Here is a 26,860-nt window from a genome sequence, read left to right on the forward strand (position 1 = left end):
TTAATATAATTTTTAGGGAGAGTTTAGGTAGTTCTTCTTCAGAAATATCGTACCATTTTTCTTTTTAAAATAAAAAATCTTCGGATCCAGAGGATTCGAAGATTAAAAAAGTTTACTAAACCAACATTTGATATAATGCTTTATCTTTATTCACTTCCCGATATAAAAATCCTTTTGCCTTAATCCGTTCCATTAATGGGAAGTAATCGTCTTTATCCTTTAATTCGATTCCAACTAGGGCCGGTCCAGTTTCGCGGTTGTTCTTTTTCGTATATTCAAAATGGCTGATATCATCATTTGGTCCAAGAACATCTAATAAAAATTCTCTCAATGCACCAGGACGCTGCGGGAATTGAACAATAAAGTAATGCTGTAAGCCTTCATAAATTTTGGAACGCTCTTTGATTTCCTGCATTCTTCCAATATCATTGTTCCCACCGCTGACAATACAAACGACTGTTTTTCCTTTAATTTGTTCCTTGTAGGAATCAAGTGCAGCGATCGATAAAGCACCGGTTGGTTCCACAACGATGGCATTTTCGTTATATAACGAAATGAGTGTTGTACAGACCTTTCCTTCAGGGACTACCAAAATATCTTCTACGAGGTCCTTACAAATCTCAAACGTATGTGCCCCAACGGTTTTAACAGCTGCACCGTCAACGAAAGGATCGATTTCTTTAAGAGAGGTGACCTTTCCTTTTGATAATGATTCTTTCATGCCAGGGGCACCCATTGGCTCGACGCCAATTAACTTAGTATTCGGAGAATATTGTTTCATATAGGTTCCAACACCTGAAACAAGTCCCCCGCCGCCGATAGCTGCAAATAAATAATCAATTGGCTCTTGAGAGTCATTAAGGAGCTCAACAGCGACCGTCCCTTGTCCTGCAATGACATCAAAATCATCGAATGGATGGATAAAGGTTCTTTGTTCCGCTTTACTGCATTCCATTGCTTTTTCATAAGCATCGTCAAAGGTATCCCCTACCAAGACAATTTCAACATCTTCCCTGCCCCAGAATTTTACCTGGTTTACTTTTTGCTTTGGTGTTGTGCTTGGCATGAAGATTTTTCCGTTAATTTTGAGAAGATGACAGGAATAGGCTACTCCCTGCGCATGGTTTCCGGCACTTGCACAAATAATCCCATTATGTAGATCTTCGCCGCTTAGTTTTTTAATCCGATTATATGCCCCGCGTATTTTAAAGGAACGAACACTTTGCAGGTCCTCGCGCTTAAGGTAGACATTACACTCATATCGTTCAGATAGAATGGCATTGTATTGCAGGGGAGTGGGCGAAATTTCGTCCTTAATATTGTGACTGGCAAGGATAACATCCTCCGCAGTTAATGTTTGTTCTGTTTGTTCTGTTTTGTCTGTTTGCTCAACTTGTTGTTTCATTCATGGTCCCTCCTAAATAATTGCACTTTCCAATTTCAAATTTCAATTTTTAAACAACAAAAAACCCGCCCCGTGTATAGGGACGAGTTAGCTCGCGTTACCACCCTACTTCCACAGCGAAAATTCCTCACTAAAGCTGCGGCTCTCAAATCAACGTACCGTATCATGATACGTGTTCCAATTTAACGGTGGACCTTCCGGCCTAGCTTACTAACTTTTCAGCTACGCATCTCGGAGATGATTTTCAGAAATTTCCTGCTATCGACTCCCACCCAATGTCGACTCTCTGTTAAACAAGGAACAAATCCTACTCTTCTCGTCATCAATTCATCTTAAATTTGTTATAAGGTTACCACCGTAAATCGCATTCGTCAATATATTTTGACTATTTTTATTATTTTGTCAAAGTTAAAACGCTTACATTGGAAAATGAAGGGTTTTTCACCGGCATCCTTCATTTTTGCGGTTCATCCAAGGGAGAAGTTGTAGTTGGGGATGAAGGAGTTTATTTACCCTCGTACCATTCATTGGCCGAGGGTTTTCGTTCTTTGGGATTTAAATAATATTTTTGGACTTTCCTTTTGAAAGTCTATTAAATGCTCCTCTTCAAATAAATGTAAAAATACTTCAGCAATTTCTGGATCAAATTGTGTCCCTTTATTTTGGTTAATTTCAGCTAGTGTTTTATGTACATCAAGCTCCGTACGGTAAATCCGCTTCGAGGTCATCGCATCAAATGTGTCCGCAACAGCTAAAATGCGGGCAATTAACGGAATCTCCTCGCCTTTAAGCCCGTGAGGATATCCTTTGCCGTCATATCGCTCATGATGATATAAAACACCGTCTAATATTCCTGTTTCATGAAAGCTTGAAACATGCTTAATAATTTCATTCCCAATTAACGGATGCTCTTTAATAATCGAATATTCCTCTTCAGTTAGCTTACCCGGCTTCTTTAAGATATGTTCAGGAACCCCTATTTTTCCGATATCATGTAATAACCCAGCTTTTTGTGTCATATCACATAATTCAGCTGATAATTTCATTTTCTTAGCGATTTTCAAAGCATATTTAGCAACATTTTCAGAATGCTGTGAAGTATAAGTATCCCTGGAGTCCAGTGCTTTGGAAAGAACCTTAATCATTTCAATATTATCTCTTTTTATTCGCTGGTTATGTTTCATCAGTCCAACTGAAATGACCATAATTAATAGATAAGTGCCTAGTTGAACGAAAAAAGTGCCTGCATCAGGCAAATTTGGTGCAAAGGAATACCTGCAGGTCACAATGAGGGTGGTACATAACACTAGAAACAAGGGAGATTGATTATAAAAACCAATTCCTAAGAAAACGGTGGCAAGAACATAAAATATATAAATTCGTTCATCCATTAAAATGGTTAAGTTTAAAAACGTACTTAATAGTAAGATGCAAATGAATCCATAACGAAAGTAATTGGGTTTGTTTAACCATGATTGAATTCTTTTTTCCATTACATTTAAAACTCCCTTTTTTGAATCGAAATGAGGTAACCCGTAAATAAAACAATCCATCTCCTTCAAAAGATTAGGATACGGGAACAAATCCATTGCATTTCTTTTCTAATTTCGTTTTGTACATTTGTTGGTCTGCAAACATTACAGCTTCTTCAAATCGTTTTGCTTGGTCAGGATAAATGGAATAACCAATGGAAACTGCGATATGATAGGTATTTCTTTCTGAGTTTAGTAGACAAGTTTCAATTTTACCTCTTATTTTTTCGGCTTCAATCTGATTGGTGTTTGGAGCGATTATTAAAAATTCATCCCCGCCCCATCTGAATAAGACTTCTGATTTATTTAAGGTTTTTGCAAGAAGCTCGGTTAGCATAATTAAAACTACATCACCGGTATCATGACCTAGTGAGTCATTAATCTCTTTAAAATTATTTACATCTAAAAGAAACACTGCCATCGATTTATTCAGCCGCTCCATTTTGGCCTTCAATTTAGGAAAAATTTTTTCAGCATAACGGCGATTATATATTTTTGTTAAAAAATCCTTTTCTGAATGAAATTTCACTAAATCATATTGCTTTCCAGAATACCATGCGAATAGAGAAAGGACAGGAATAAGTACGAGGTCCAATCTTGTAAAGGCACTGCCGTGAATGTAAAGACCAATCAAATAACTAACGATTATAAAAGCTAAAATAGATACTCTCCCCGTACATTTCATCTTCCCACCTGTTTCTACTATTGTGATAGTTTTATTCTACCATTGGGAAAAAAAAGAAGGATATTACCGTGAATTTTTAACAATTTTGTCGAATGTTTATTAAATATTTTTGACATTTTTGAAGTTTGGCTTGGCAAAATTGATTTGAAAATAGTTCTCATTTTTTTCCTTTACTATAGAGTGGTATACTAATAACTGAAGAGAGTTATTATTCAGATTTTTAAAAGGAGAGAAAAGAATGAAGATACCCTACAATGGTGTTGCCCCTTCGATCGACGAAACGGTATTTGTGGCACCTGGCGCATATTTAATCGGGGATATAAAAATTGGGAAGGAGTCTACCATTTGGTTTAATGCGGTATTACGCGGGGACGAAGGCCCGATTTCCATTGGAGAACAAACAAGTATCCAAGATAATACCACCATCCATTTATACGAAGGTTGTCCAGTAGAAATTGGGGATGGAGTAACAGTTGGTCATAATGTGATTTTACACGGCTGCAAGATTGGCAATCGCAGTATCATCGGGATGGGCTCCACCCTCCTCGATCACGTCGAAATTGGTGACGAATGCATCATTGGAGCTAACACCCTACTCACAAGCGGAACCAAAATCCCGCCACGCTCCCTAGTCGTCGGATCACCCGGAAAAGTAGTCCGTGAACTTACAGAAAAAGACCTGCAACTTATCCAAATGTCCATCGAAGTCTACGTCCAAAAAGGACGAGAATACAAACAAATTCTCGATAAGTAATAGGTCTTTTACGACAAAATTCGGGTGGTGCCTGGCACTGCCCGAATTTTGTAGAATCTAAGATTTTATTTTAACTTTATTCTATGGACCAAAGCAGACTGCAGGATTCCCGGTAAATTTGATGGAGTTTTTTGACGAACAACCCGCTTCTCCCCGGCATTGTATGGCCTTCAAACTCCTTTATCGGTACAATTTCTTGGATGGAGTTGGTGACAAAGATTTCTTCTGCGCCCATCACCTCTTCTGCCTGGAAAAGTCCTTCTTCAACACCCATTCCTAAACGTTTAGCACTTTGGAGGATAAACTGCCGTGTGATCCCATTTAAAATGCCTGTCGCAATCGACGGTGTATATATGGTGTTTCCCTTTTTCCAAAAGATATTTGAAACGATCCCTTCGGCAATAGAACCTTCTGCTGTTAAAAAGATACCTTCTACTTCCGTGGAACTGCCAATCTCCCTTTTTGCCAAAAGATTATTCATATAATGATGTGATTTTAACCGTGTCAAACCCTCGGGTGTATTCCGCTTCAACTGCAAAAGAATGGCCTTCTTTTCTGCCATCTCCCCCGCATCAGGCAGTGGTTTTGCAAAAATAAGCACATTTGGTTCCCGGTAGGGTTCGACTTGCAATCCAACCTCACCCAGACCCGCTGATACATTAAAGCGGATATAGGCATTGATGAATCCGTTCGCATCTAACAGTACCCTAAGGGCATTACACACTTCAGCTCGTGTAAACTGTTTCTCAATATTTAGGACTTTGAGACCCTCGTTTAGACGGGCAATATGGGTGTCTAATAAAAAGGGATGCCCATTATAAACCCGAAAGGTTTCAAAAAGTCCCATTCCATATAAAAAGCCATGATCAAAAGGAGAAATGACCGCCTCTTCTTTTTTTACAATTTCCCCGTTTACATAAATAAACATGTGATTACCCTCTAACCGTGTGCGTCACTCTTCCATAATGGCGGACAAAATTTCGCAATAGATCTTTCCCAGCCGTTGTCATAATGGATTCCGGGTGGAACTGAACTCCTTCAATAGGAAGCTCTTTATGGCGAATCGCCATAATCTCCCCTTCCGCAGTCCAGGCAGATACCTCCAAACATTCGGGTAAGCTTTCTTTTCGAACAATTAAGGAATGATAACGAGTCGCTGGAAATGGATTAGGCAAATTTTCAAAAATTGTTTTTCCATCATGAAAAATCTCCGAGGTCTTTCCATGCATAAGACGCTCTGCTTGTACTACTTCTCCGCCAAAGGCCTGAGCAATCGATTGTTGACCCAGACAGACACCAAAAATCGGAATTTCACCCGCAAAAGCTTGGATTGCTTCTAGACTGATTCCGGCTTCATTTGGACTGCAGGGACCGGGAGAAACCATCAAGAATTTTGGGCGCAACTTGGAGATTTCCTCAATTGTTGTCTCATCATTTCGTTTAACGACTAAATCCTCGCCTAATTCTCCTAAATATTGCACCAAATTAAAGGTAAAAGAATCGTAATTATCAATCATGAAAATCATCGCTGTTTTCCTTTCCCTTCTGCCATTTCTTTTGCCCGCCAAAGCGCTGCGGCTTTTTTCAGTGACTCTTTATACTCATGCTTCGGATTAGAATCAATCACAATTCCCGCTCCTGCTTGGACATGTCCCATACCGTTTTTCACCAACATGGTCCGAATCACAATATTTAGTTCCATGTCACCGGAGAAATCAATCCAGCCAAGTGATCCCGTATAAATGCCCCTTTGAACCGGTTCAAGCTCTTCAATAATTTCCATCGTGCGAATCTTTGGAGCACCGGTAATCGTTCCTCCTGGAAAAACCGCATCAATAACATTAAAGCTATTTTTATCGGCCGCTAATTGTCCTCGAACATTCGAGACGATATGCATCACATGCGAGTATTTTTCAATGACCATAAATTCATTTACCTCAACCGTTCCATATGCACAAACCCGGCCGAGGTCATTTCGTTCCAAATCAACGAGCATCACATGCTCCGCCCGTTCCTTCTCATTTTCAATCAATTCATTGGCCAACTTTTGGTCTTCCGCCTCGTTTTTCCCTCTGGAACGAGTCCCTGCAATCGGCCGTGTGCTAACTTCATTGCCGTGCTTTTTTACCAAGAGTTCAGGCGATCCGCTGACTAATTGAAATTCTGGTGTATGGAAATAGCCCATATAAGGAGAGGGATTAAGCAGGCGCAATTGTTCATAGACGTCAATCGCTTCTACCTCCATGGGTTTTGATTGCCGAACGGAAAGATTGACTTGAAAAACATCCCCCTGAGCGATGTATGCCTGAACTTTCTTGACGGCATTGATAAACTGCTGCTCATCCATTGAAACTTCTAATGAATCCGACAGAATCAAAACGGTTTCTGAGGTTTCAACAGCCGGAATTTTTTCAAGCCAACGGCTCTCCCAAAGTGCAGCCTTTTCTTCGATAGGTTCTCCTTCTTCATGCAAAAATAATAACCATAATTCGTTTGTATGATGATCGAATACAAACCATTCTTTAAAAATTAAAAAGTAGATTTCCGGCATTTCGAGGTCATCTTTTGCAAGTGAGGGTAGTTTTTCAATATAACGACCATAGTCATAGCTGATGTATCCAATGGCACCGCCTTGGAAATCAGGCAGCCCTTCAATTCTATCGACATGGTATTGCCCCATCCATTCCTTTAATAAATGCAGGGGGTTTCCGTTTAACTGTTCTTGATGGTCTCCATCTTGTATGGTGAGTTGATGGTTTTTTCCCGTAATGATCTTCTCGGGATTAAATGCAGCGATGCTATACCGACCGCCCCGGCCGCTTTCTAGAAGTACATGATGACTGTAACCTGCTGCGATTTCACGATAGTGTGAAAAAAATGCTTCTTTCAAAAAGGGAAATTTTTTGCTGTATAAATGAAGCTGAACCAAAGATTGTCACTCCTATACGATTAGTCTTTTACATCATACATGATGAAAGCATAATTTTCATAGGATTAATTTTTTTATGGCAAACAAAAAGACTGAGCCGGGAAGCACAGTCTAATAGCATTCCTAGTTTACATAATATAATTATAGAATATTTACTATTTAATCTAACTCTTTTAATTCTCGATAGTTACCTTTAAAGTAAAGGAGCGGCTCCCCATCCTTCACCTGTAAATCCTGTACCTCTCCAATAAACAAAACATGATCTCCTGCCTCAACTTGATTAAAAACAGTACAAACAACATTCGCTAAAGCACCCTTTATAACAGGTAATTCACCAAATCGCTCAAAAATAAAAGGTTCTTCATCCTTTTTCTGACCGGCAAATCTCATCGATTCCGCTTGTTGTTCACTGGCTAAAAAGCTCACAGCAAACCTTTTCGACTCTTGAAGAAAGCCCAACATTTTAGCTCTATTATCAATCGACACAAGAATTAACTTTGGATTCAAAGATACTGAGACAAACGCATTTGCAGTCATTCCATGGGCAGTCCCCTTCACCTCTGTGGTAATAATGGTAATCCCAGTAGCAAAGCTCCCCATGACATTTCGAAAAAAACGATCATCCATACGAAACACACTCCTAAAAAAGCCGTAGTATTAATCGTATGGTTTTATTTTGATTGTGATGATTAAATCAACGATAATTCGATGGTAAAAGTGGAAAGCAAGAATTACCAAACAAAATACGCCAGGCAAAATGCCTGGCGTATCTACTAATCTCTCTCCAACAATGCCTTTCCTGCAATCCCTGGATGCGTCATTTCATATGGATCAAGAATTAAATCTAGTTCTTCTTCAGACAATACATCATATTTTAAACAAAGATCACGTACAGAAGCTCCAGTTAAAATGGCTTCCCTGGCAATCCGAGCAGCTACTTCATAGCCAAGATGTGGATTAACCGCTGTAATGACACCAACACTCTTTTCCACATACTCTTTTAATCTATCTTCATTTGCAGTAATACCCTTTAAACAATGCTCCGTGAATACACCGAACGCATTATTCATAATACTAATCGACTGAAGCAGATTAAATACAAGAACAGGCTCCATAACGTTCAATTCTAATTGCCCAGCTTCAGATGCCAAGCAAATCGTATGATCATTCCCGATTACTTGGAAGGCCACCTGATTAATGAGCTCAGCCATCACTGGGTTTACTTTTCCCGGCATAATGGAAGATCCCGGTTGACGGGCTGGTAAGCTAATCTCTCCTAATCCAGCACGTGGACCAGAAGCCATTAAACGCAAGTCATTGGCGATTTTTGACATATTCATCATACAAACCTTCAATGCCGCTGATACCTCTGTATAAGCATCTGTATTTTGAGTTGCATCCACCAAATGTTCTGCACCAACAAGTGGTAATCCGCTGATGTCAGCAAGATGTTTTACAACAAACTCAATATAACGAGGATCCGCATTGAGACCGGTTCCAACTGCAGTTGCACCCATGTTTAACTCATATAAATGCTGGCGGGATTGCTTAATTCGCTTAATATCGCGTTCTAGTACTCGTCCATATGCTTCAAATTCCTGGCCAAGGCGAATCGGTACTGCATCTTGAAGATGGGTCCGCCCCATTTTGATTACATGGGCAAATTCTTGCGATTTTTGCATAAAGACTCCATGCATTGTTTCCATTGTACCCAATAATTTTTCAAGAAGATTCAATACCGAAATATGAATTGCGGTAGGGAATGAATCATTTGTTGACTGCGACATGTTGACATGGGAATTAGGACTGCAGTGATAATAATCACCCTTTTCATGTCCAAGTATTTCAATTGCACGGTTGGCAATAACCTCATTCACGTTCATGTTGATGGAAGTACCGGCACCGCCCTGAATCGGATCGACAATAATTTGGTCATGCCATTTCCCTTCAATCATTTCATCAGCGGCCTTCACAATGGCCTCACCAATTCCGTTATATAAGCGGTGAACATCCATGTTCGCCATCGCGGCAGCTTTTTTCACGATCGCCATTGCTTTTATTAATTCCTCATGGATACGATAGCCAGTAATTGGGAAGTTTTCCACTGCTCTTAATGTTTGTACACCGTAATAGGCTTCAACTGGTACTTCCTTTTCCCCTAAAAAGTCTTTCTCCACTCGCATGTTTACTTCATTGGTCAACATCCATATCGCCTCTTTGTTTTTAGTAAAAATCTATTACTCTTCTTTTTCGCCCTTAATCGATAAATCTTCTGCCAAAGGAGTTTCAAAAATAGTCTTGATCTCTTTAATAGAAGATTTCTGACCAAGAGCCCACATGAGCTTGGGCACAATGGCCTCGGTATTCATATCTCCCGATAAAATGACATCATGCTGGGCTACTTTACGACCTACTTCATATAAAAGTAAATCCTCACCTTCTTCAAGGCATTGAGTCGTAATCACAACCGCTATGCCCGCTTCAGTTAGTTCTTTGATTTTCACAAGAAGGTTGCGCCCTTCGAATGGCAGTCCGCCATTCCCAAAACTCTCAATTATTATACCTTTGTATAAACCTTTTAGGCAATCAAACACTTCCGGTTTTGTCCCGGGGTATAATTTCATTAAAAAAACATCGGTATTTATATTAGTATTCAATGCAAGTCCCACGCCGGTTGGTACAGGTTTCCACTGATATTTTACCTCTTTTTCATTCACATAGGCAACATAGGGGGCATTTACACTTTCAAATGCATCATAGCTTTTCGTTCGCATTTTTACAGCTCTCGTTCCGATGATCACCCGACCATCAAAAACGATAAACACTCCGCCAATGTCCTCTGTAGCAAATCTTAGTGCATCGGCCACATTCTTTTTGGCATCTGTCTTTTTAAAGCTAATCGGGACCTGGGACCCGGTTAATACAACAGGCTTGCGAAGTCCTTGCAGCATGTAGGAAAGGGCCGCAGAAGTATAGGCGAGCGTGTCCGTTCCATGCGTAATGACAAATCCGTCGTAATTTTCATAGTGTTGGTAGATCGCATGAGCCATTTCAACCCAATGCTCCGGCTGCATATTTGTGCTATCTATGTTCATGAGGAACTTGCATTCAATCTCAATGTTACCTGCTGATTTTGGGAAAAAGTGCAATAATTCATCGGCAGATAATCCGGGAACAAGCCCTTCGTTCCCTTCCACTGAGGCAATCGTACCACCAGTTGCTAATATTAAAATTTTCTTCAAAAAATATCACCCCGATTAGCAGAACAATTTTCATATCATTCGCGTTATGCGTATTTATACTTTAAATTATAGGATTAATTTTATATAAATCAAGCATTATTATTCAATTCGCGTACTTTTTTTCTATTCTAATCTTATAACCTATGATATAATTTTTTCAAAATCCTTTAGAGTGGAGTTTGAGACGAATGTTGGAGCGATTATCGGAATTACGAAAAGAACGAAAATGGTCCTTACAAGAAACCGCAGACCAACTGGGGATTGCCAAAAGCACCTATGCCGGCTATGAGTCGGGTTATCGTTTGCCATCATTACAATCCTTATCACAAATAGCCGATTTATTTCATACATCAGTAGATTATATATTAGGGAGAACAGAGGATTCATTGGCGGAACATTCAGTGATTGAAATTACCGAATTAATAGATTCCAACGAAAAAGTTTTGTCCCTGGATGGTGTCCTACTTTCAAAAGAGGAACTGGATGATTTCGTAGCCTTTGTGCGTGTAAAACGAGGATTAAAATCGTGAAGTTAAAATCCACCCATGCAATATGGGTGGATTTTATTAGGTCTGAATATCAAAACGGTCTTTTGCAAGCTCTTTATATTTTTTTTGATCAATATCCTGTTTATCTAGCTTACCATCGATCCATTCAGTAATAGATGTATCTGTTAAGGTCATGCTGCCCCTGTCAGTCAGCCTGGTAATTAACGGCTTTTTATTAAAAGGAGATTCCGGATGCTCGATAATGATTTTTTGTACCCCAGTTAATCTTGAATAATCGGTAATAGCCACTTTGGTATCAAAAGCATAGCCTATTTTCCAATCTTTGTCTTTATGTTTCAATTTCATGTAAAAAATATAATCCCCATGCTCAGTTTCCGTTTTCTCCGCTCGGAACTCGCCATTATTCGAGGTTACCACCTCTCCGGATAATGGAACAGGTTTTAAAGGGAGATTCACACCAAATCCTGTATCTACAAGATAGGGTTGCTCATTGTTAGTGATAATAGTTGCAACATGTGTTTTCCCGGTCGGAATCCAACGCTGATGATTGTGGTCGTAGACGACACCATAAATTAATTTTGCATCAATTCCATTTTCCAGTAAAAATAAATGGAGAATGCCATTTAGTTCATAACAAAGACCGCCCTCGTGTTGATCGATAATTTTGTTAATCAAGTTCTCTTTCGTGATTTTTTTTGCCTGATTTGCAATGATACCTATATTTTCAAATGGAATCGTTTTGGCTGTTTTTTCGAGAACGTCTTCTAAATTATCGAATGTAATGGTTTCGTTTGCAGGGAAACCTATTCTTTTCCGGAATTGTAAATTGAAATCGGTCATGAAGCTTGCCTCCTAAAGTTTAAATCATCAAGATCTCGCGGATATCCTTTTCTGTTAAGGAAGACAACTTCTCGTCTCCCTTCTGGATGACATCGTCAATCAGGTGTTTCTTTTTTTCTTGAAGCTCGTTCATTTTTTCCTCAATCGTCCCATGTGCGACCAGTTTAATCACCTGGACGGTGTTTTTCTGTCCCATTCGGTAAGCACGGTCAGCAGCTTGCTGTTCGACGGCAGGATTCCACCATAAATCATACAAAATCACCGTATCGGCGCCCGTTAAATTAAGACCGGTTCCGCCTGCTTTCAAGGAAATCAGGAATATATCTTTTTCGCCGAGATTGAATCGGCTGCAAAGCTGCACTCGATCTGCAGAAGGGGTACTGCCGTCCAGGTAAAAATAAGATACTCCCCTACTTGCCAGTTCCCTTCCGATAATCCCGAGCATTTGCGTAAACTGCGAAAAAATCAGCATTCTTCTCCCTGTGCTTTGACACTCCTCGATAATTTTCAGTAATTGCTCAAATTTCGCTGAACTTCCCTTATAACCATCCACAAACAAGGCCGGGTGGCAGCATAGCTGCCGGAGCCGTGTAAGTCCTGCAAGAATTTTGATGCGATTTTTTTGAAAAGTTTCTTTGTCTAAATGTTTTAAGGTATCATGCTTCAGCTTAGCTAAATAGGCTGCATATAGTTTTTTCTGATCTGGCAGCAGGTCTGAGGCATGCATGGATTCAATTTTTTCGGGAAGTTCAGCGAGCACATCTTCCTTTACCCGTCTGAGGATAAATGGTCGAACGCGCTTCGCAACTTCTTCCCGTCGTAATTCATGGAAAGCTCTTCGATTCGGAAACAATTCTGGAAATACAATATGAAAAATTGACCATAGCTCGTCAAGCGAATTCTCGATGGGTGTTCCAGTGAGAGCAAATCGGTGGCTAGCTTGAAGTTTTTTTACCGCCTTTGCTGTTTGCGTTTCAGGATTTTTAAAGGCTTGGGCTTCATCTAAAAATAGCGTATGGAAAGCTAGTTTACTGTATAACAAAGTGTCTTTTACCAACAGCGGGTAGGAAGTAATCACGACATCCACCACTGCAAGGTTTTTCAACAGCCTGTCCCGAACGATTTTGCTGCCATCAACGATTTCAGCCCGAATCTCTGGAGCAAATTTCTTCAATTCGTTCCACCAGTTATACGTTAAAGAGGAGGGCGAAACGATCAAAACGGTCTGATTCTCCCTCCGTATCTGAGGCAAAACCGAGTGGATATAGCTAATACTTTGCAGCGTCTTCCCAAGGCCCATATCATCTGCTAAAATCCCCCCTAAACCGTAATGGGCGAGTGTTTTTAGCCATTGATAGCCAAGTTTTTGATAATCCCGTAGAATCCCAGAGAGACTTGCAGGAATAGCAAAATGAACCCCTTCTGGATTTTGAAGGTCCTCTAAAAGCTGCTTTAGAGATGAACCAATCCTCACTGAATTTTCAAAAGAGTAAAGGACGGACAAACCTTGTGTAAGCGGAAGTTCAAATTCCGTGTGAATCTCTTTCGGTTTTACGCCAATCCCTTGTAAAAATCGATTCAATTCATTAAATTCCGGACTCTCCAGCGAAAGAAAAGACCCATCGCGAAGTCGATAATATTTCCGCTTTTCCTCAAGCGAACTTAGGATATTACGAATCTCAGATTCAGGAATTCCCTGCAATTCAAAGCGAAACGACAGCCAATCCGTCCGTTCTCTTCGATCCACCCGAAAACGCGGCTGTGGGTTTTCTTTAAACAATCTCACTCTAACCGCCGTGGTAGCATAGACTTGAACGAGTTTTTTTAAGATTGGAACAATATGATACAGAAAATGATATTCCAATTCCTCATTTTGTAAAAAATAACCGCTCTCTGTTTTCGTAAAGCCGCTTTCCTCCATGATCTGCAGGATTTTTTCCTCCTGTTCGCCATTTCTTAACAGTGGCGAGCCTTGTTTATTTTCTTCAAGAGGATTGATAACCACATTGCCATAGTGAAATTCTAGACCAGCAAGCAAACGATTTTTGATTCGATCTAAATATAGTTTTGCTTTTAAAGCAGTTTGGTCCAATCGTTTTGAAACAGCTTCGCCGATTCGGACATGGCCAATTTTCATGAGTCCCGGAATGACTTGCTCAATAAACGATTCCATTTGATTTCTCGATATCGAGATTTGGTGTGTACCGGAAGTATCTAACATTTTCTTTAGTTCACTTAGACGAGCCAATTCTTCTTTTTCTAGCTTCCAAATCTGCCCCTCAAATAGAACGAAATCGTAAAGGATGGTGATTTTATTTAAACCATTAACTCGTAGTTGGAAATCTTCATTAGGCCCAGTTTCAAATAGAAAATAAAGCGGGATGGGTCCGCTTGATAAGTGAATCTTTTCAAAAATTTGCCCGTGATGTTTCAATTTTACCAAGGGAGCCTTTAACAGGATCGGTAAAAGCCTCTCCCAATCACGGGCAGGGATTAAAATAAATTCATCTTTAAGGATGGATTTGTCCCTTGTTTGAATTAATTCCTGAAGAACAGCATCCGTTTCTCTTTGAAAATAATGGATCTTAGGATCGTAATCTTGATATGCTTCCCGCTGTTTAACGCTGTCCAAAAAATCGTTTATTTTAAAAGATTTAGAACTGCTGTGAATCATAATCCCGAACATACATTCGTTATTGTCAATAGAGATGGGCTTGCACAAAAATTCTACAGTGAATAATTGTCTGTCTTCAATAATATGCTCTCCGGTACTTGGCCGGATCGGTCCCCCCTGGAATAATCCTAAGATTCCCCTTGTTAAATCAGTATGATTTGACGACTGCTTTTCTAAGATTTTGACCAATACGGCTGCCACGTGGTGACAAGGCTTTTGATAGGTAGTTAACTTTGGACATGTGCAGGTTGTTTCAATTTGCCCGTGTTTATTTTTAATCGTAATCTGAAATACATTTGTGGCATGAACGATGGCATGACAGATTTCGTGATTCGGTGAATAATCCGTCAGCTCCACTTTTTTGCGCCTTGATAATTCTTCCCCTTTTTTATAGGAATGCTCTCCGCATAATTGTTTAATCATCTTTTGGTTTAATGATACATTCATTGCTGTTTTCCTTCCTACACTGTGAATCCCGATTTCTTCTTATATAGTGTAACCCTAGAGGGTCAATCGATTACCTATGTCAATTATACATTTCTTTGTAAAATCTCCCCAAGTTTTTTACCAATGATTTTTATCTCTTAAGTTTCTTTAGAAGGGAACATTAGTGGTTGTAGGATATTCATTGGAGGTTGATTTATGTTCTATAAGAAGACGTTCTTAACTTGTTTGCTATCCATCCTTCTCTTGTCCTATGCCCCGTTTGCCAGTGCCACACCTCCGGAAAATGAGCTGAATCAATATTTGACGGAAATTGGCTGGACGAAGCAGGAGTTGTTGGACTACCTGGATTATTATGAAATCCCGTTAGAGGATTTCAATTCCGTTGAGGAATTAAAAAGTGTTTTGGGTACACCGATCAATGCGAAAAATTTACAAGATTTACTGACAAAATATAAAATGAAGCAAAGTGAACTAAACGCGCTTTTAGATCATTTTGGTGATTCTTTAAATGACTATAAGTTCATCGAGGATTTAGATGCCTCGGTGGGCTTTTATACAAACCATGATAAATATATGGCTGGCATTGAAGATGAATTGCAAAAAATTGGTATTACCGAACAAGAGGTTGAAAATTTCTTTACGTATTTGTCGCAGGTGGAGGAAAATAACAAAGATTCTCTAGATCAAATGGAATCCTTGGATTACCGGCTGGAGCAATTTATGAATGCGACGGATCCGAGCGCGGAGCTTACGGAAGAACAATTAACTGAATTAACCGATATTTTAACTACTGCTTTTGATCTTTACGGGATTCAAGTGAAACTTAAGAACAATAATAAGGATATTTCTTTGAAGAATCTGTTAAAAATGGCGGAACCGCCCGGGAATCTATATACGGGGATTTATACCAAAACAGGAGCACCATTAATTGATTTCACCCTGCCGGCCGGATTTTTCGAAGGTCTTATGGCAGGTTATGAAGAAATGCTCCATTTAGGCGAGCTTTCCGATGAGTTTGTCGATTTCCTGCATCAAGATAAATATAATAATTCTAGACAGTATAAATAAATGTACGGGGCTGTCCATTTGGACAGCCTTTTCTAATTTGAATTTGATATGCAAATAAAATGGGGAAATCCGCAAATAAATTGCTTTGATTCGCAAATAAAATGGTTTAATCCGCAAATAAATGGTCATGATTCGCAAATAACGCCTAAAATCCCAGTGGAGAAATTTTTATCAGCGAATCTCCATTTCCCCCAAAAAACTCACGATCTTCCCCCAATCCATTTCGGTGCCCACCAATTGGCCGGACCGAGCAGTTTCATCAGTGCAGGAACGACGATAATTCGTATCAATGTCGCATCAATAAAAATGGCGCAGAATAGGCCGACACCAAGGGCCTTGGTAATTTCAATATTGGTAAAAATAAACGAGCCGACGACCACCATTAGAATGAATGCAGCACTGCTAATAAGGCTACCTGTTTTTTGCAGCCCTACCGCCGTACTTCGATTATTATCCCCTGTCCGGTCATATTCTTCTTTGATTCTCGAGATTAGAAAAACCTCATAATCCATTGAAATGCCAAAGACAATACAAAATATCGTTACTGGCATGATAATGCTGACATATCCTGTCGAGGTAATCCGTAAATCATCTGCGAGCCATCCATATTGAAAAATAATCACAACAATCCCGAGACTGGCTCCAAGGCTGAGAATATTCATAGCAACGGCTTTCAGAGGAATTAAGACAGACTTGAAAGCAAAAAGCAAAATGAGATACGTAACCGCGATAATAAAACCCATTAAATAAGGGAGACCTGAAAAGATCCGGTCAAGCATGTCTACCCTTAATGCCGTTTGCCCTGTAACAAAACGTTCTGCTTGATTTATTTTCATGTTCCGTACCCTTTTAACAAGGTCAGCGGCTTCCTTGGTTCCCGGATCTGACTTCGGAACAACCGTCAGAAGAGTGTAGTGGCCTTTCACCAAATCTTCTTTTTCCATATCCGCTTTTGTAGCAGCTAAACTGATAAGAATCGCTGTTTCTTCTGGGGAGTGCTTTCCAAGAACGTCAATAAAACTGTTGACATCCATGACTCCGGAAATCTTACGAATTTTGTTTTCGAATGACTGAATGGTTCGAATCGATGATTCATCTGAAACCTTATTTTTTGTTTTTAAAACAATAAAAATCGGACTCGATTTCCTCTTATCATAATTATTTTTCAAGATGTCCGAACCCATTCGCGACTCAAAGGCAGGTGGAAGGACATCTGCAGTTGGAACGCCAATCCGCATTCGTGTTATTGGCAACATGAGTGACAGCAATAAGGTACTAATTATTATAGCTAGGACCGCAGGATGTTTCATTACTGCATTGGCAATTTTCTCCCAAATCGTTGAACCTTCTAATTTCTTTTGTGTCCGCGGAAACACCTTTAACGAATTGATGTGGCGGCCGAAAATACCAAGCAGGGCTGGTAACAACGTGCAGGAAAGCAGAACGGCTGACAAAACAACGAGCACACCTCCAAGGCAAAGGGAATAAATAATCGGTAATTTAATAAATAACATTCCCAGTAAGCCAATCAAAACGGCAAATCCGGAAAAAAACACCGATTTCCCTGCTGTGTGTGCAGACGCAGCGACGGCATCTTGCACCTCGTTGCCCCGTCTCAGCTCCTCCCGGAAGCGGCTGACGAGAAACAGTGCATAGTCGACGCCAATTGCAAGGCCGAGCATCATAACGATATTGGGCAAAAAATTAGATAGGGAAAAGAATCCAGTAAGAAAATAGGTTATTCCAAGCGTCAAAGATACGCTCATAATCCCAATGACAAGTGGTAACAATGCCGCACCTACCGAGCCAAAAATAAACAGCAGGACCAACAAGGCGACCGGAAGACCGATCATTTCTGAATGATGCATGTCTTGTTTGGTTGCCCGCTGAATATCGTAAAGTGTTGCTGTGTCTCCATCGACATAGGTTTTCATGCCTTTAGGTTCAGTGATGAGTTTTCTGATTTCTGGAAAATGATTAAGGGCTTCCGAGCTTTTAAGCTTGAGTTCAACCCTCACCGCTTGAATGCCTTTTCTGTTATTCAGGCGGTCTGTTTGGTTAAATTTAATACTTTTAATATATTCTTTCTTTGCTAAAGGTTCTAAAGAATGTAAAATGACAGCTTTATGTTTAGGACGGGTTAAATCAAATTTATTGCTTATATAAACAATATCAATGGAGGATTGTGCTGTACCCAAATTCTTTTGCATAAGAGAAAAGCCGCGGTCCGATTCGCTCCCTTTTGGGGTTAACCCGCTATCTTTTAACCGATCGGGCAGCTTTTGTGCGTACGTTGCTGAAACAATAAACAATAAAATCCAAAAGGCCGCAACGAACCAGCGGAATTGGTACATTTTCAAGCCCCAATGCCAAAACCATCCCTTTTTCTCTGATTCTTTCATATGTGCCTCATTTCTTAGCTTTGATCATAATAATAGGATGACACAATGGAAAGTTTTTTATGAAAATAGGGACCTAGCTCCCGAAGATTTTAAAGCTTTATTACCAATGATATTCCCCTGCTTTATGCATGTCTGATTTAGAAAAATAGGCAGGATGATAACTTTGGACAAATTTACCTGTGTTTAGATTTATAAATCCTGCGCCATAAGTGGGATCTTCCACCTGCCATTTGCCGTTCAGTTTAATTTCATTCCAGGCATGATTTTCCCCGTAAACCACTTTTGCCTCAATGCCTGCCGCTCGGTGAAGTGCAGCGTTTAAATCCGCATAGCCGGAGCATAACACAACACGAGTTTTATAGGTTTGTAAAGCGGAATAGATCGGCGGGTTCGATGCGTTTACCAAAGGTGCATTGTAAGCAACATGGGTGGCGACCCACTTGAATATGGCCTGAGATTTTTCTGTATTCGTTTGTTTTCCTGTTGTTATATTTGCAGAAAGTGCCTTTAGTGTCGGGTCATTACTTTGTACCATGAAACTTGGCTGCAAATACGGGTCACCATCGGTTAATTGATATTTTGCATAGCCCAATACTTTATTCGGATCGTCTTTTTTGCCGTTGTAATATTCATCAAGATTTACGACCACATCACCAACGTTATAGGTAAGAGGGAATTCATAATGGAAATTTTGATAATTGGTAAACGGTACTTTTACCGTAGATTTCTTATTGGCCCGAGGTTCATCGATGTATAAAATGACTCCATCAGCTTTGTAATATTTTCCGTACGGCGTCGCTTTTCCTGTTACAACTATTTTTCCATTTTTTATCGAGACCCAATAGGTTTGAATTTTTGTCGGGGTATATTTTTTATCATATGAGGCTGGAATGGAAGATACCTTCGCCTGTTTGCTTTGACTAGAGATCGAATCCTCCACCTTCTTTTCCACATGGGCTACCTGAGAATCAGAAAAAAATCCATGAAGCTTCGCCAAAGACGGAAGCTCTCCGTGCTTAAACAAATAAAACAAAGAACCACCCACCAAAACAAAAGCCAAAAACCTTCTCATCCGCCAACACCTCCAAACACCAACTTTACAAAGACTATACAGGGTAAATATGAAAAATTCATTAAAAATGCATTTCGACAAAATTCAGGCGTTGCCTGTCACCATCCGAATTTTGTCGATTGCTTTTATCCTGACATTCCGTAGTCTTTTATGGTGATTTTTATATGATAGGTGATGGGGATCTGGCTGAAGGTTTGGTCCCAGTTTTTTTTGTGTTTTTTCCATTGGGCGGGATAATGGATTCTTAGTTGGTTGCCAAATCCGACGACGTCTACTTTATAATGGTGTTGTGTTTTTTGAAGTGAATCTTGAATGAGCTGCTTGACTTGGTTTTTGGCAGCTGTTTCGGCTCTTTTTAGAAATTCATTTTTAAACGGGTCTCCAGATGATACCCAGTTTTCAGCAATTCGTCCTTCCGATTGAATGTTAACATGGAAAGAAAGCTGGTTTCCTTTTAAGTGGGGTTTAATGGAGCTTTTCAACGAAAGCATTTCGTAAATAATTGGTTGGCCGCTCTTTTTATCAATACTTCTGATGACCCCGCCTTTTACCGTTCCGGCAATCCAGGCTAAACCTTCTACTTCCTTTTCATTCAAAAAACCTAGTAGTTTTTTCGTTTTTCCCTTTATGATCGCAGCCCCAGAAAATTTTGCTTCTCCCCCTTCTATGCTGACATTTTGTATCAAAAAACTGGATCCTGAATTCATTTTCCCCTCTAATTTGCCTAGAGGCATTGCCGGTACAATCTTGGCATTTCTTTTTTCCCCTTGCGTAATTTGATAAAGGTGAAAGGCAGGAATAATTGGTTTTTTTGATTCGAGAACTTTGCCAGCTTGGCCTTTTGCAATCATAACAAGACAGCTTGGTCTCATTTCCTGTTCTCTTATGAAAAAATCAAGCGCCTTCTCCAGGCTTACTTTACGTGCCAGATCTGCTCCAATAATAATCACTTTTTCATGTTCGGCAAAAGCTCGCTTTTCAATTTTTAATGTCATGTTTCGTAAGGTTGGTAAAATGGAATCGCCTGTTTCAGAAATGTTAATATAAGATTGTTGTGCAGTAGGGTTCTCTGTTTTCCCTGCTCCCGTTCCACTTGATATCACAAATTGATTCTTTAAAGTGAATAGAGGTCTATTAGGAAGACTTTTATCATCTGCTTCTAATTTTCCTTTTAGTTCTCCGTCTTTTTCCAAATCCATTGCAGTACCGGCAATTAACCCTAATTCCTCGATTTCTTTACTGCTCCAGCAGCCTCCGAGCAGTAGAACGACAAGAGAAAGCATCATGATTTTAATGCTACTTTTCATGTCGTTTCCTCTTAATTTTTGCAACTGTCAGCATAACTACCGGCATTGCTCCAAAGAAGAATAAGGCAGCATTTCCAATCCAATCGCCTAATTTAAATAGCGAATTAGGGTTCTTGGGATGCATGGCAACGATATATATAATTGGCAGCAACCCATACATAAAGGGCTGAATCCTTCTTTTGAATATTTGGGAAAAACCTAATGCTGATGCATAAAACGTGATTACATACGTAGCAAAAATTTGCATGATCCAAATAACCAACACCAAGGATTCGAAACGTTCGAAGAGCAGACCGGGAAATTCAAAGCTCCGAATCATATCCAATGTTGGCCAAGTTCTTGTTAGGACTCCGTCCACTGACAAGGCACCGATTACCATCACAACAGTAATCAGATAAAAAACGATTGCAAGCGAAACACCAACAACGACTGCTTTTACTGCTTTTTTCGGCTGTTGCATAAATGGAACTAGAATTAACATAATATCAAACCCGGTATAGGCCAGTGCCGTGGTTTCCAGCCCCCTGATGACTGGCATAACCCCCTCTCCTAAAATAGGTCGCAAATTATCGATTTCAAATATTTTAAAACTCATAAAAGCAACTAAAAGAAAAAAAATGACTGTAATTGGAAAAATAATTTCAAAGAGTCTGGCAATGGAAGGAATCCCCCCTAAGATCAAGTACAGCCCCACCCACATAAAGGGCATGATAATCCCCCAAATCGGTGTTCCTTCTAATAAAAACATTCTTGTCACTTCGGCCATGGTTCGAACTTCATAGGCAGAAATCGTAAAGTAATAAATACAAATCGATATTCCCAATAGCCTGCCGCCAATTTTTCCAATAAGGTCTTGGGTATATTCAAAGACTGTTTTCGTCGGGAATTGTTGATTAAGTTTGGCAATCAATATCGCTACGGCCATTGCAATAAAACCGCCGATTAAAACGGAAATCCATACGTCGGGTGTTTTCACTTTTTGCGCAGCTGAACGTGGCAAAGTTAAAATGATTGCAGCCAAAATATAATTGATGACAATGACAGCTGCTTGCGGGGTCGTAATTTTTTCATTTGTACGAATCATTCTTGATCCGCTTCCTTTCAGTATTGGTTAACCTTTTCGAATTGGATTCTTTGTCTTCATCATTTCTGAACGGCGTTTCATGAGCATTAATGGCATCCGCACCAAGAAGTCTTTCCAGTCATTAAGCCGATATGGAACGGCTGGGCTGGCATAGGGAACACCAAAACTCTTTAGTTTTACCATATGGCTGCAGAGGAAAAGGAAAAATAAAACGACCCCGTACAAACCAAATAAGGCTGCACTAAACATTGCCACAAAACGGAGCATTCGTAATGAAATTCCCGTGCTATATTGCGGGATGGTAAACGAAGAAATCGCCGTAATTGCCACTACAATAACCATAATCGGGCTAATGATTCCCGCTTGTACTGCAGCTTCACCAATAATGAGACCTCCAACGATTCCCATTGCCGGACCGATCGGTTTCGGCAAACGTAACCCTGCCTCACGAAGAATTTCAATGGATATCTCCATAATGAGGGCTTCAATAAGGGCGGGAAAAGGGACTCCTTCGCGTGTTTTCATAATTGAAATCGCGAGCTTTGTTGGAATTAAACCAGGATGAAATGAAATAAAGGCAATATACAAAGATGGTCCAAAAAGAGCAATAAATGCAGCCAAATAACGAAGCATACGAATGAGTGAACCCGGGATCCATCGTTCATAATAATCTTCCGGCGATTGCAGCATCATATTGAAAGTGGCCGGGACAATTAGTGCAAATGGTGTTCGGTCCAGTAATATTGCCACCCGACCTTCCATTAAGGCACTAATTACACGGTCAGGCCGCTCTGTGTTTTGTGCTTGCGGAAAAGGGCTAAGGAAATTGTCCTCAATTAGTTGCTCTATATAGCCTGATTCGGCAACATCATCAAGGTTAATTTTATTAATTCTTTTCTTTACTTCCTCGATCAATTCTGGATTGGCAATTTCCTGGTTATAAGCGATTACAAGGTCTTTATGTGATCGCTCCCCTACCTGAAAATGGAACAAGGTTAAATTTCGATTATCACCTTGCTGACGCAATAAGGCCGTATTATCGCCCAAGGTTTCCGTAAAGCCTACCCTTGGTCCCCTTACCAATGCTTCGGATACTGGTTCCTCAATTGAACGCGATTTTCCTTTCGCGGTCCCTAAAATTAAAATATCCGTTTGCCCATGAACCATTAAGGCTGTTGAGCCTTTAAAAACTTTTGTAACTAGCTCTTGCAGCTCTTGTGCTTCGGTTATCTCGCTAATAGGTAAAACTTGATTTCTTAAAAACTCCATTGGGATGGTCAAATGGTTTGGAGAGCTAGGCAGATTACAAACTTCTGAGAAATTCATCATCAGGGACTTCATAATGTGCTGATCAATGAGTTCCTTGTCAGAAAGGGAATCGATGAAAATTAGTGCTGCCTGAACCCCTGTTCCACCTATAATAAACTCGCGAATATTCAAATCGGAATTATGTCCAATTTCCTGGCGGATCACCTCTAAATCTGCATGAAGATCCCCGCTAAAATGGTTAGAGGTAGAATGTAAAGGCTTGAATTCCTGATGTTCCGTAGATGGAAATGACTGTTTTTTCAGTTTTCTAATCTCGAACTTTCGTCCCTTCATAGCCCTCTAATCCTCCTCTATCTGACGAATCCAACTAAACACTTTAGTGATGCCATAAGGAATCAAAAAAGTAACCAAAGCTTGAACCAAAACCTTCCAATCCGGAATAAACCCGAGCACCATTTTCCACATACACATCACCACTACGTTTATCATGTCTAATTTATGGAAACTTAACCAAAGTTTTTCAACAAAAATCGGGTGGTTCCTGTCACCACTCGATTTTTGTCGGATTTACTATTTTGATTATTAGAAATTATTTAAAGGAAAATAAAAAGTAGCGGAGAATTGTATATGGTAACGCTTACATTTTTGTTTTGGGATATTTTTATAATAGTTGATTAGACATATTTCCGGAATGAATAGCGTAGATGTAAGAAACAGCATTTGACAAGGAGGCTTTTAGGAATGAATGGAATTGAAGTTTTTGCGTGGGTTCTAACAGCCATTTTAGGTGTTGTGTTTATTATTTCTTTAGTAAAGATTGCAAAAAATCCTCGGAGGAAATCCTCTGCTATACAGACAAAAGAAAAAGAAGAAAAACTAAATCATTAAGAATACTGCTTCTTAAAAAAATCCATCCTGAAATATTTAATCAGGATGGAATGAATTTCAATTAGAACAAAAACTCCGTTTTAATACCCGTCTGTTTTTCGACCTTTATTTTGGGCGTTAAGAGAGGTTTCATCGGCGGCAGCTGTGCTGGTATGCGCCTGCATTTCTCGCTTTGCATTCTCCAACTCTTCTTGAACTCGTTTTCCGTATTCCGGATCTGCATTTGTGAAATATTCAATCATCTGATCCTGTATATGTGGTTTGCATATTTTTAGCGCATCTACAAGATTTGAAATAAGTTCATTTCGTTCCACGTCATCAAAGCTCCGGTACGTATCGCCCGCTTGCTGAAAATCATTGGTGCGCTCAATTTTTTCCCGAACCAGCTTTGCACTATACTGCGGCTCATGGTCCTTGCCGTTTTTGTCCGCTTCTTTAAGCCCGCCCAATGTCGATGGCTCATAGTTTACATGTGGATTCTGTCCCGGAGCCGAATCAACCTGATACAACATTTGCCCATCGCGCTGATTGGTTGCCACATGCTTTTTCGGAGCATTGATTGGCAATTGTAAATAATTTGTTCCAACCCGGTAACGCTGTGTATCAGAATAAGAAAATGTCCGCCCTTGCAGCAATTTATCATCTGAAAAATCAAGTCCATCTACCAATACACCTGTTCCAAAAGCAGCTTGTTCCACCTCTGCAAAATAATTCTCCGGATTTTGATTTAACACCATTTTTCCAACAGGCAAAAATGGAAACTGATCCGTCGGCCACAACTTTGTTGGATCAAGCGGATCAAAATCAAGATCAGGATGTTCATCATCACTCATAATTTGAACACAAAGCTCCCATTCCGGATATTCGCCTCGCTCGATTGCTTCATACAAATCTTGGGTGGCATGATTATAATTGGTTGCCTGAATGGCATCCGCTTCTTTTTGCAACAGGTTTTTGATCTCTTGTTTGATCGGTTCCCAATGATATTTTATCAATACTGCCTCACCATTTTTGTTCACCCATTTGTAAGTATTCACCCCTGAACCCTGCATCTGGCGGTAGTTGGCAGGAATTCCCCATGGGGAGAACAAAAATGTCACCATATGTGTAGCTTCTGGTGTTTGAGAAAGAAAATCAAACATTCTTTCTGGATCTGGCAAATTAGTTACAGGGTCAGGCCTGAAGGAATGCACCATGTCAGGAAATTTTAGTGGGTCTCGAATAAAGAAGATTTTTAGATTGTTACCGACCAGGTCCCAGTTTCCATCCTCGGTATAAAATTTAACGGCAAAGCCACGAGGGTCCCTAAGAGTTTCTGGAGAATGTCCGCCGCCAACAACCGTAGAAAAACGGACAAACACAGGTGTCTGCTTCCCTGCCTCCTGTAGTAATTTTGCTCTCGTATATTTGGAAATCGGCTCATCGCCCGCTTTTCCGTACGCCTCAAAATAACCATGTGCGCCAGCACCTCGTGCATGTACAACCCGCTCAGGGATTCTTTCGCGGTCAAAATGAGAGATTTTTTCAATAAAATGATAATTTTCGAGTGTAGAAGGCCCTCGGTTTCCAACAGTCCGGATGTTTTGATTATCTGTAATGGGATGCCCCTGGCGATTTGTTAATGTCATATCATGCTCGTTCGTAGCAAAACGGTGATCATTGGAGCTGCCAACACCATTTATGGCAGTCCCATCTTCATTTCTATTTTCCATGTTGTCCCTCCTTAAGGAAATATTCCAATGGTATACTTTCCTATGAAGTATTTCATTATACGTTAAGGTAAACTGTAGATAATCACCTATGATTAAAATGAAAAAACCCGTCAACTGACGAGTTTCATAAAGAATCAATTTTTCCAAGAAAGCTCCCTACAACCCGTAAATACTCTTCGGGCTCCTCAATATACGGCAGGTGAGCACTGTTTTCATAAACATGAAATTCCGACTGAGGAGTAAGAGAGCTAAAATATTTTGTAGACTCCGGTGTAGCTTCGTCATAACGGCCGCAGGTGTAAAGCGTTGGACAAGTAATTTCCGACAACTGTGACGTACAATCAAAACTTTTAAGATTACCAAGAACCGTAAATTCAGAAGGCCCCCACATAATATTGTACACTTCTGGATTTTTGTATTTTGAAGCTTCTTTTAAATATTCCGGATCTGAATCAATTCGACAGACGAAATTTTTGTTAAAAACTTTCGTTGCCTCTTCAAACTCCTTAGAATCCGTCGTTCCATTCTCTTCACACCGCCTAATCGTCTCCTGAACCTCTTTTGGCAGTTTCATAAGGTTTCGACGCTGGTCCTGTTCCCAAATTGGCGCACTTAAACACGGGCTAGAAAATATAACACTTTTTACAACGCTTGGCATTGTTAAACAATATGCAGCCGCAAGCGTTGTTCCCCAGGAGTGTCCAAGAATATGAACGACATCAAGCCCTAGCCCTTGTCTCACCTGACCCAATTCTTCTACAAATCGTTCAATCCGCCATAGGGATGGATCTGTTGGCCGTTCCGATCTGCCGCAGCCTAATTGGTCATAGAGAATAACTGGCCGCTCAGTCCCCAATGCTTGCAGACTTTGCAGTGAAAAACTCGATGACCCTGGTCCGCCATGTAAAACAACGACAGGAGTGCCATTGACGTTTTTATTAAAAATTTGATACCAAACCTTTCCCCCTGTTACCTCTATGTATCCTTCATCACGCATCATTTCTCCTCCTCATCCCAAATGAACCCTATTAGTATTATACA

At 40.1% G+C, this 26,860-nt stretch carries 22 protein-coding genes and 1 other annotated feature; of the genes, 4 read left to right on the forward strand and 18 right to left on the reverse strand.

The annotated features are described in order from the left end of the window. Positions 1–115: 115 nt before the first annotated feature. From ilvA to RCG21_RS18815, 3 genes are all read right to left on the reverse strand, one after another. Positions 116–1,405: a threonine ammonia-lyase IlvA gene (gene ilvA, locus RCG21_RS18805; RefSeq protein WP_308913593.1), complete on the reverse strand. Its 1,290-nt coding sequence runs from the start codon at positions 1,403–1,405 to the stop codon at positions 116–118. A 75-nt stretch (positions 1,406–1,480) separates the two neighbouring features. Further along, positions 1,481–1,737: a binding site (T-box leader), on the reverse strand. 192 nt (positions 1,738–1,929) lie between these two features. After that, positions 1,930–2,898, reverse strand: coding sequence for an HD-GYP domain-containing protein (locus RCG21_RS18810; protein ID WP_308913594.1), 969 nt, complete (start codon positions 2,896–2,898; stop codon positions 1,930–1,932). Positions 2,899–2,971: 73 nt separating this feature from the next. After that, positions 2,972–3,622 carry a GGDEF domain-containing protein gene (locus RCG21_RS18815; protein WP_308913595.1) on the reverse strand — a complete coding sequence of 217 codons (651 nt, stop codon included), beginning with the start codon at positions 3,620–3,622 and terminating at the stop codon, positions 2,972–2,974. 238 nt (positions 3,623–3,860) lie between these two features. Here RCG21_RS18815 and RCG21_RS18820 point away from each other — a divergent pair, with 238 nt between their 5' ends. Beyond that, positions 3,861–4,376: a gamma carbonic anhydrase family protein gene (locus tag RCG21_RS18820; protein WP_308913596.1), complete on the forward strand. Its 516-nt coding sequence runs from the start codon at positions 3,861–3,863 to the stop codon at positions 4,374–4,376. Positions 4,377–4,452: 76 nt separating this feature from the next. Here RCG21_RS18820 and pabC read toward each other — a convergent pair whose 3' ends face one another. The 6 genes from pabC to RCG21_RS18850 all read right to left on the reverse strand — a co-directional run bounded on the left by pabC (position 4,453) and on the right by RCG21_RS18850 (position 10,547). Continuing rightward, positions 4,453–5,304 carry an aminodeoxychorismate lyase gene (pabC, locus tag RCG21_RS18825; RefSeq protein WP_308913597.1) on the reverse strand — a complete coding sequence of 284 codons (852 nt, stop codon included), beginning with the start codon at positions 5,302–5,304 and terminating at the stop codon, positions 4,453–4,455. A gap of 4 nt (positions 5,305–5,308) precedes the next feature. Further along, positions 5,309–5,902: an aminodeoxychorismate/anthranilate synthase component II gene (gene pabA, locus RCG21_RS18830; protein ID WP_133335500.1), complete on the reverse strand. Its 594-nt coding sequence runs from the start codon at positions 5,900–5,902 to the stop codon at positions 5,309–5,311. Continuing rightward, entirely contained in the window at positions 5,899–7,305 is a 1,407-nt protein-coding gene (gene pabB, locus RCG21_RS18835; RefSeq protein WP_133335498.1) for an aminodeoxychorismate synthase, component I, read from the reverse strand. Before pabB ends, pabA begins: the two co-directional genes overlap by 4 nt. 159 nt (positions 7,306–7,464) lie before the next feature. Next, entirely contained in the window at positions 7,465–7,932 is a 468-nt protein-coding gene (locus tag RCG21_RS18840) for a flavin reductase family protein (protein WP_133335496.1), read from the reverse strand. 146 nt (positions 7,933–8,078) lie between these two features. Then, positions 8,079–9,509 carry an aspartate ammonia-lyase gene (gene aspA / locus RCG21_RS18845; RefSeq protein ID WP_133335494.1) on the reverse strand — a complete coding sequence of 477 codons (1,431 nt, stop codon included), beginning with the start codon at positions 9,507–9,509 and terminating at the stop codon, positions 8,079–8,081. A 33-nt stretch (positions 9,510–9,542) separates the two neighbouring features. Continuing rightward, complete coding sequence (locus tag RCG21_RS18850) at positions 9,543–10,547, reverse strand: asparaginase (RefSeq protein ID WP_133335492.1); 1,005 nt, start codon at positions 10,545–10,547, stop codon at positions 9,543–9,545. Positions 10,548–10,735: 188 nt separating this feature from the next. Between RCG21_RS18850 and RCG21_RS18855 the strand changes: the two genes are divergently transcribed. Continuing rightward, positions 10,736–11,077, forward strand: a complete 342-nt coding sequence (locus RCG21_RS18855; protein WP_133335490.1) for a helix-turn-helix domain-containing protein — start codon at positions 10,736–10,738, stop codon at positions 11,075–11,077. A gap of 36 nt (positions 11,078–11,113) precedes the next feature. Here the strand turns inward: RCG21_RS18855 and RCG21_RS18860 are convergent, their stop codons facing one another. Both RCG21_RS18860 and RCG21_RS18865 read right to left on the reverse strand, forming a co-directional pair. Next, positions 11,114–11,896, reverse strand: coding sequence for an arylamine N-acetyltransferase family protein (locus tag RCG21_RS18860; RefSeq protein ID WP_133335488.1), 783 nt, complete (start codon positions 11,894–11,896; stop codon positions 11,114–11,116). Between the two features lie 19 nt (positions 11,897–11,915). Next, positions 11,916–15,017 carry an SNF2 helicase associated domain-containing protein gene (locus RCG21_RS18865; RefSeq protein ID WP_308913598.1) on the reverse strand — a complete coding sequence of 1,034 codons (3,102 nt, stop codon included), beginning with the start codon at positions 15,015–15,017 and terminating at the stop codon, positions 11,916–11,918. A gap of 195 nt (positions 15,018–15,212) precedes the next feature. Here RCG21_RS18865 and RCG21_RS18870 point away from each other — a divergent pair, with 195 nt between their 5' ends. Then, the gene (locus RCG21_RS18870) at positions 15,213–16,085 is read left to right on the forward strand and encodes a processed acidic surface protein (RefSeq protein ID WP_308913599.1); all 873 of its coding nucleotides are present in this window, start codon (positions 15,213–15,215) and stop codon (positions 16,083–16,085) included. 200 nt (positions 16,086–16,285) lie between these two features. On the opposite strand, the gene RCG21_RS18875 is transcribed toward RCG21_RS18870, so the two are convergent. The 5 genes from RCG21_RS18875 to RCG21_RS18895 form a co-directional block, all read right to left on the reverse strand. Beyond that, positions 16,286–18,487, reverse strand: a complete 2,202-nt coding sequence (locus RCG21_RS18875) for an MMPL family transporter (protein WP_133335482.1) — start codon at positions 18,485–18,487, stop codon at positions 16,286–16,288. 100 nt (positions 18,488–18,587) lie between these two features. After that, positions 18,588–19,559 carry a transglutaminase domain-containing protein gene (locus tag RCG21_RS18880; RefSeq protein ID WP_133335480.1) on the reverse strand — a complete coding sequence of 324 codons (972 nt, stop codon included), beginning with the start codon at positions 19,557–19,559 and terminating at the stop codon, positions 18,588–18,590. Between the two features lie 125 nt (positions 19,560–19,684). Beyond that, positions 19,685–20,866 (reverse strand): Ger(x)C family spore germination protein, encoded by a 1,182-nt coding sequence (locus RCG21_RS18885; RefSeq protein ID WP_133335478.1) that lies wholly within the window; start codon positions 20,864–20,866, stop codon positions 19,685–19,687. Then, positions 20,856–21,950, reverse strand: a complete 1,095-nt coding sequence (locus tag RCG21_RS18890) for a spore germination protein (protein WP_133335476.1) — start codon at positions 21,948–21,950, stop codon at positions 20,856–20,858. Before RCG21_RS18890 ends, RCG21_RS18885 begins: the two co-directional genes overlap by 11 nt. 27 nt (positions 21,951–21,977) lie before the next feature. After that, entirely contained in the window at positions 21,978–23,552 is a 1,575-nt protein-coding gene (locus RCG21_RS18895; RefSeq protein WP_133335474.1) for a spore germination protein, read from the reverse strand. 408 nt (positions 23,553–23,960) lie between these two features. Here RCG21_RS18895 and RCG21_RS18900 point away from each other — a divergent pair, with 408 nt between their 5' ends. After that, the gene (locus tag RCG21_RS18900) at positions 23,961–24,107 is read left to right on the forward strand and encodes a hypothetical protein (protein ID WP_165976289.1); all 147 of its coding nucleotides are present in this window, start codon (positions 23,961–23,963) and stop codon (positions 24,105–24,107) included. An 80-nt stretch (positions 24,108–24,187) separates the two neighbouring features. Here RCG21_RS18900 and RCG21_RS18905 read toward each other — a convergent pair whose 3' ends face one another. Both RCG21_RS18905 and RCG21_RS18910 read right to left on the reverse strand, forming a co-directional pair. Continuing rightward, positions 24,188–25,735, reverse strand: a complete 1,548-nt coding sequence (locus tag RCG21_RS18905) for a catalase (protein WP_372512768.1) — start codon at positions 25,733–25,735, stop codon at positions 24,188–24,190. Between the two features lie 208 nt (positions 25,736–25,943). Next, on the reverse strand, positions 25,944–26,819 hold the full coding sequence (locus RCG21_RS18910) for a proline iminopeptidase-family hydrolase (RefSeq protein WP_308913600.1): 876 nt from the start codon (positions 26,817–26,819) through the stop codon (positions 25,944–25,946). Positions 26,820–26,860: the final 41 nt, after the last annotated feature.

It is taken from the genome of Bacillus salipaludis (genome assembly GCF_030938565.1).
In the GTDB taxonomy this organism is placed as follows: Bacteria; Bacillota; Bacilli; order Bacillales; family Cytobacillaceae; genus Neobacillus; species Neobacillus salipaludis_A.

What these genes read in the sequence shown, in the direction of transcription:
- ilvA (WP_308913593.1), bottom strand. Translation starts at nt 1,405, where the DNA reads ATGAAACAACAAGTTGAGCAAACAGACAAAACAGAACAAACAGAACAA.
- RCG21_RS18810 (WP_308913594.1), bottom strand. Translation starts at nt 2,898, where the DNA reads ATGGAAAAAAGAATTCAATCATGGTTAAACAAACCCAATTACTTTCGT.
- RCG21_RS18815 (WP_308913595.1), bottom strand. Translation starts at nt 3,622, where the DNA reads ATGAAATGTACGGGGAGAGTATCTATTTTAGCTTTTATAATCGTTAGT.
- RCG21_RS18820 (WP_308913596.1), top strand. Translation starts at nt 3,861, where the DNA reads ATGAAGATACCCTACAATGGTGTTGCCCCTTCGATCGACGAAACGGTA.
- pabC (WP_308913597.1), bottom strand. Translation starts at nt 5,304, where the DNA reads ATGTTTATTTATGTAAACGGGGAAATTGTAAAAAAAGAAGAGGCGGTC.
- pabA (WP_133335500.1), bottom strand. Translation starts at nt 5,902, where the DNA reads ATGATTTTCATGATTGATAATTACGATTCTTTTACCTTTAATTTGGTG.
- RCG21_RS18840 (WP_133335496.1), bottom strand. Translation starts at nt 7,932, where the DNA reads ATGGATGATCGTTTTTTTCGAAATGTCATGGGGAGCTTTGCTACTGGG.
- aspA (WP_133335494.1), bottom strand. Translation starts at nt 9,509, where the DNA reads ATGTTGACCAATGAAGTAAACATGCGAGTGGAGAAAGACTTTTTAGGG.
- RCG21_RS18855 (WP_133335490.1), top strand. Translation starts at nt 10,736, where the DNA reads ATGTTGGAGCGATTATCGGAATTACGAAAAGAACGAAAATGGTCCTTA.
- RCG21_RS18860 (WP_133335488.1), bottom strand. Translation starts at nt 11,896, where the DNA reads ATGACCGATTTCAATTTACAATTCCGGAAAAGAATAGGTTTCCCTGCA.
- RCG21_RS18865 (WP_308913598.1), bottom strand. Translation starts at nt 15,017, where the DNA reads ATGAATGTATCATTAAACCAAAAGATGATTAAACAATTATGCGGAGAG.
- RCG21_RS18870 (WP_308913599.1), top strand. Translation starts at nt 15,213, where the DNA reads ATGTTCTATAAGAAGACGTTCTTAACTTGTTTGCTATCCATCCTTCTC.
- RCG21_RS18875 (WP_133335482.1), bottom strand. Translation starts at nt 18,487, where the DNA reads ATGAAAGAATCAGAGAAAAAGGGATGGTTTTGGCATTGGGGCTTGAAA.
- RCG21_RS18880 (WP_133335480.1), bottom strand. Translation starts at nt 19,559, where the DNA reads ATGAGAAGGTTTTTGGCTTTTGTTTTGGTGGGTGGTTCTTTGTTTTAT.
- RCG21_RS18885 (WP_133335478.1), bottom strand. Translation starts at nt 20,866, where the DNA reads ATGAAAAGTAGCATTAAAATCATGATGCTTTCTCTTGTCGTTCTACTG.
- RCG21_RS18890 (WP_133335476.1), bottom strand. Translation starts at nt 21,950, where the DNA reads ATGATTCGTACAAATGAAAAAATTACGACCCCGCAAGCAGCTGTCATT.
- RCG21_RS18895 (WP_133335474.1), bottom strand. Translation starts at nt 23,552, where the DNA reads ATGAAGGGACGAAAGTTCGAGATTAGAAAACTGAAAAAACAGTCATTT.
- RCG21_RS18900 (WP_165976289.1), top strand. Translation starts at nt 23,961, where the DNA reads ATGAATGGAATTGAAGTTTTTGCGTGGGTTCTAACAGCCATTTTAGGT.
- RCG21_RS18905 (WP_372512768.1), bottom strand. Translation starts at nt 25,735, where the DNA reads ATGACATTAACAAATCGCCAGGGGCATCCCATTACAGATAATCAAAAC.
- RCG21_RS18910 (WP_308913600.1), bottom strand. Translation starts at nt 26,819, where the DNA reads ATGATGCGTGATGAAGGATACATAGAGGTAACAGGGGGAAAGGTTTGG.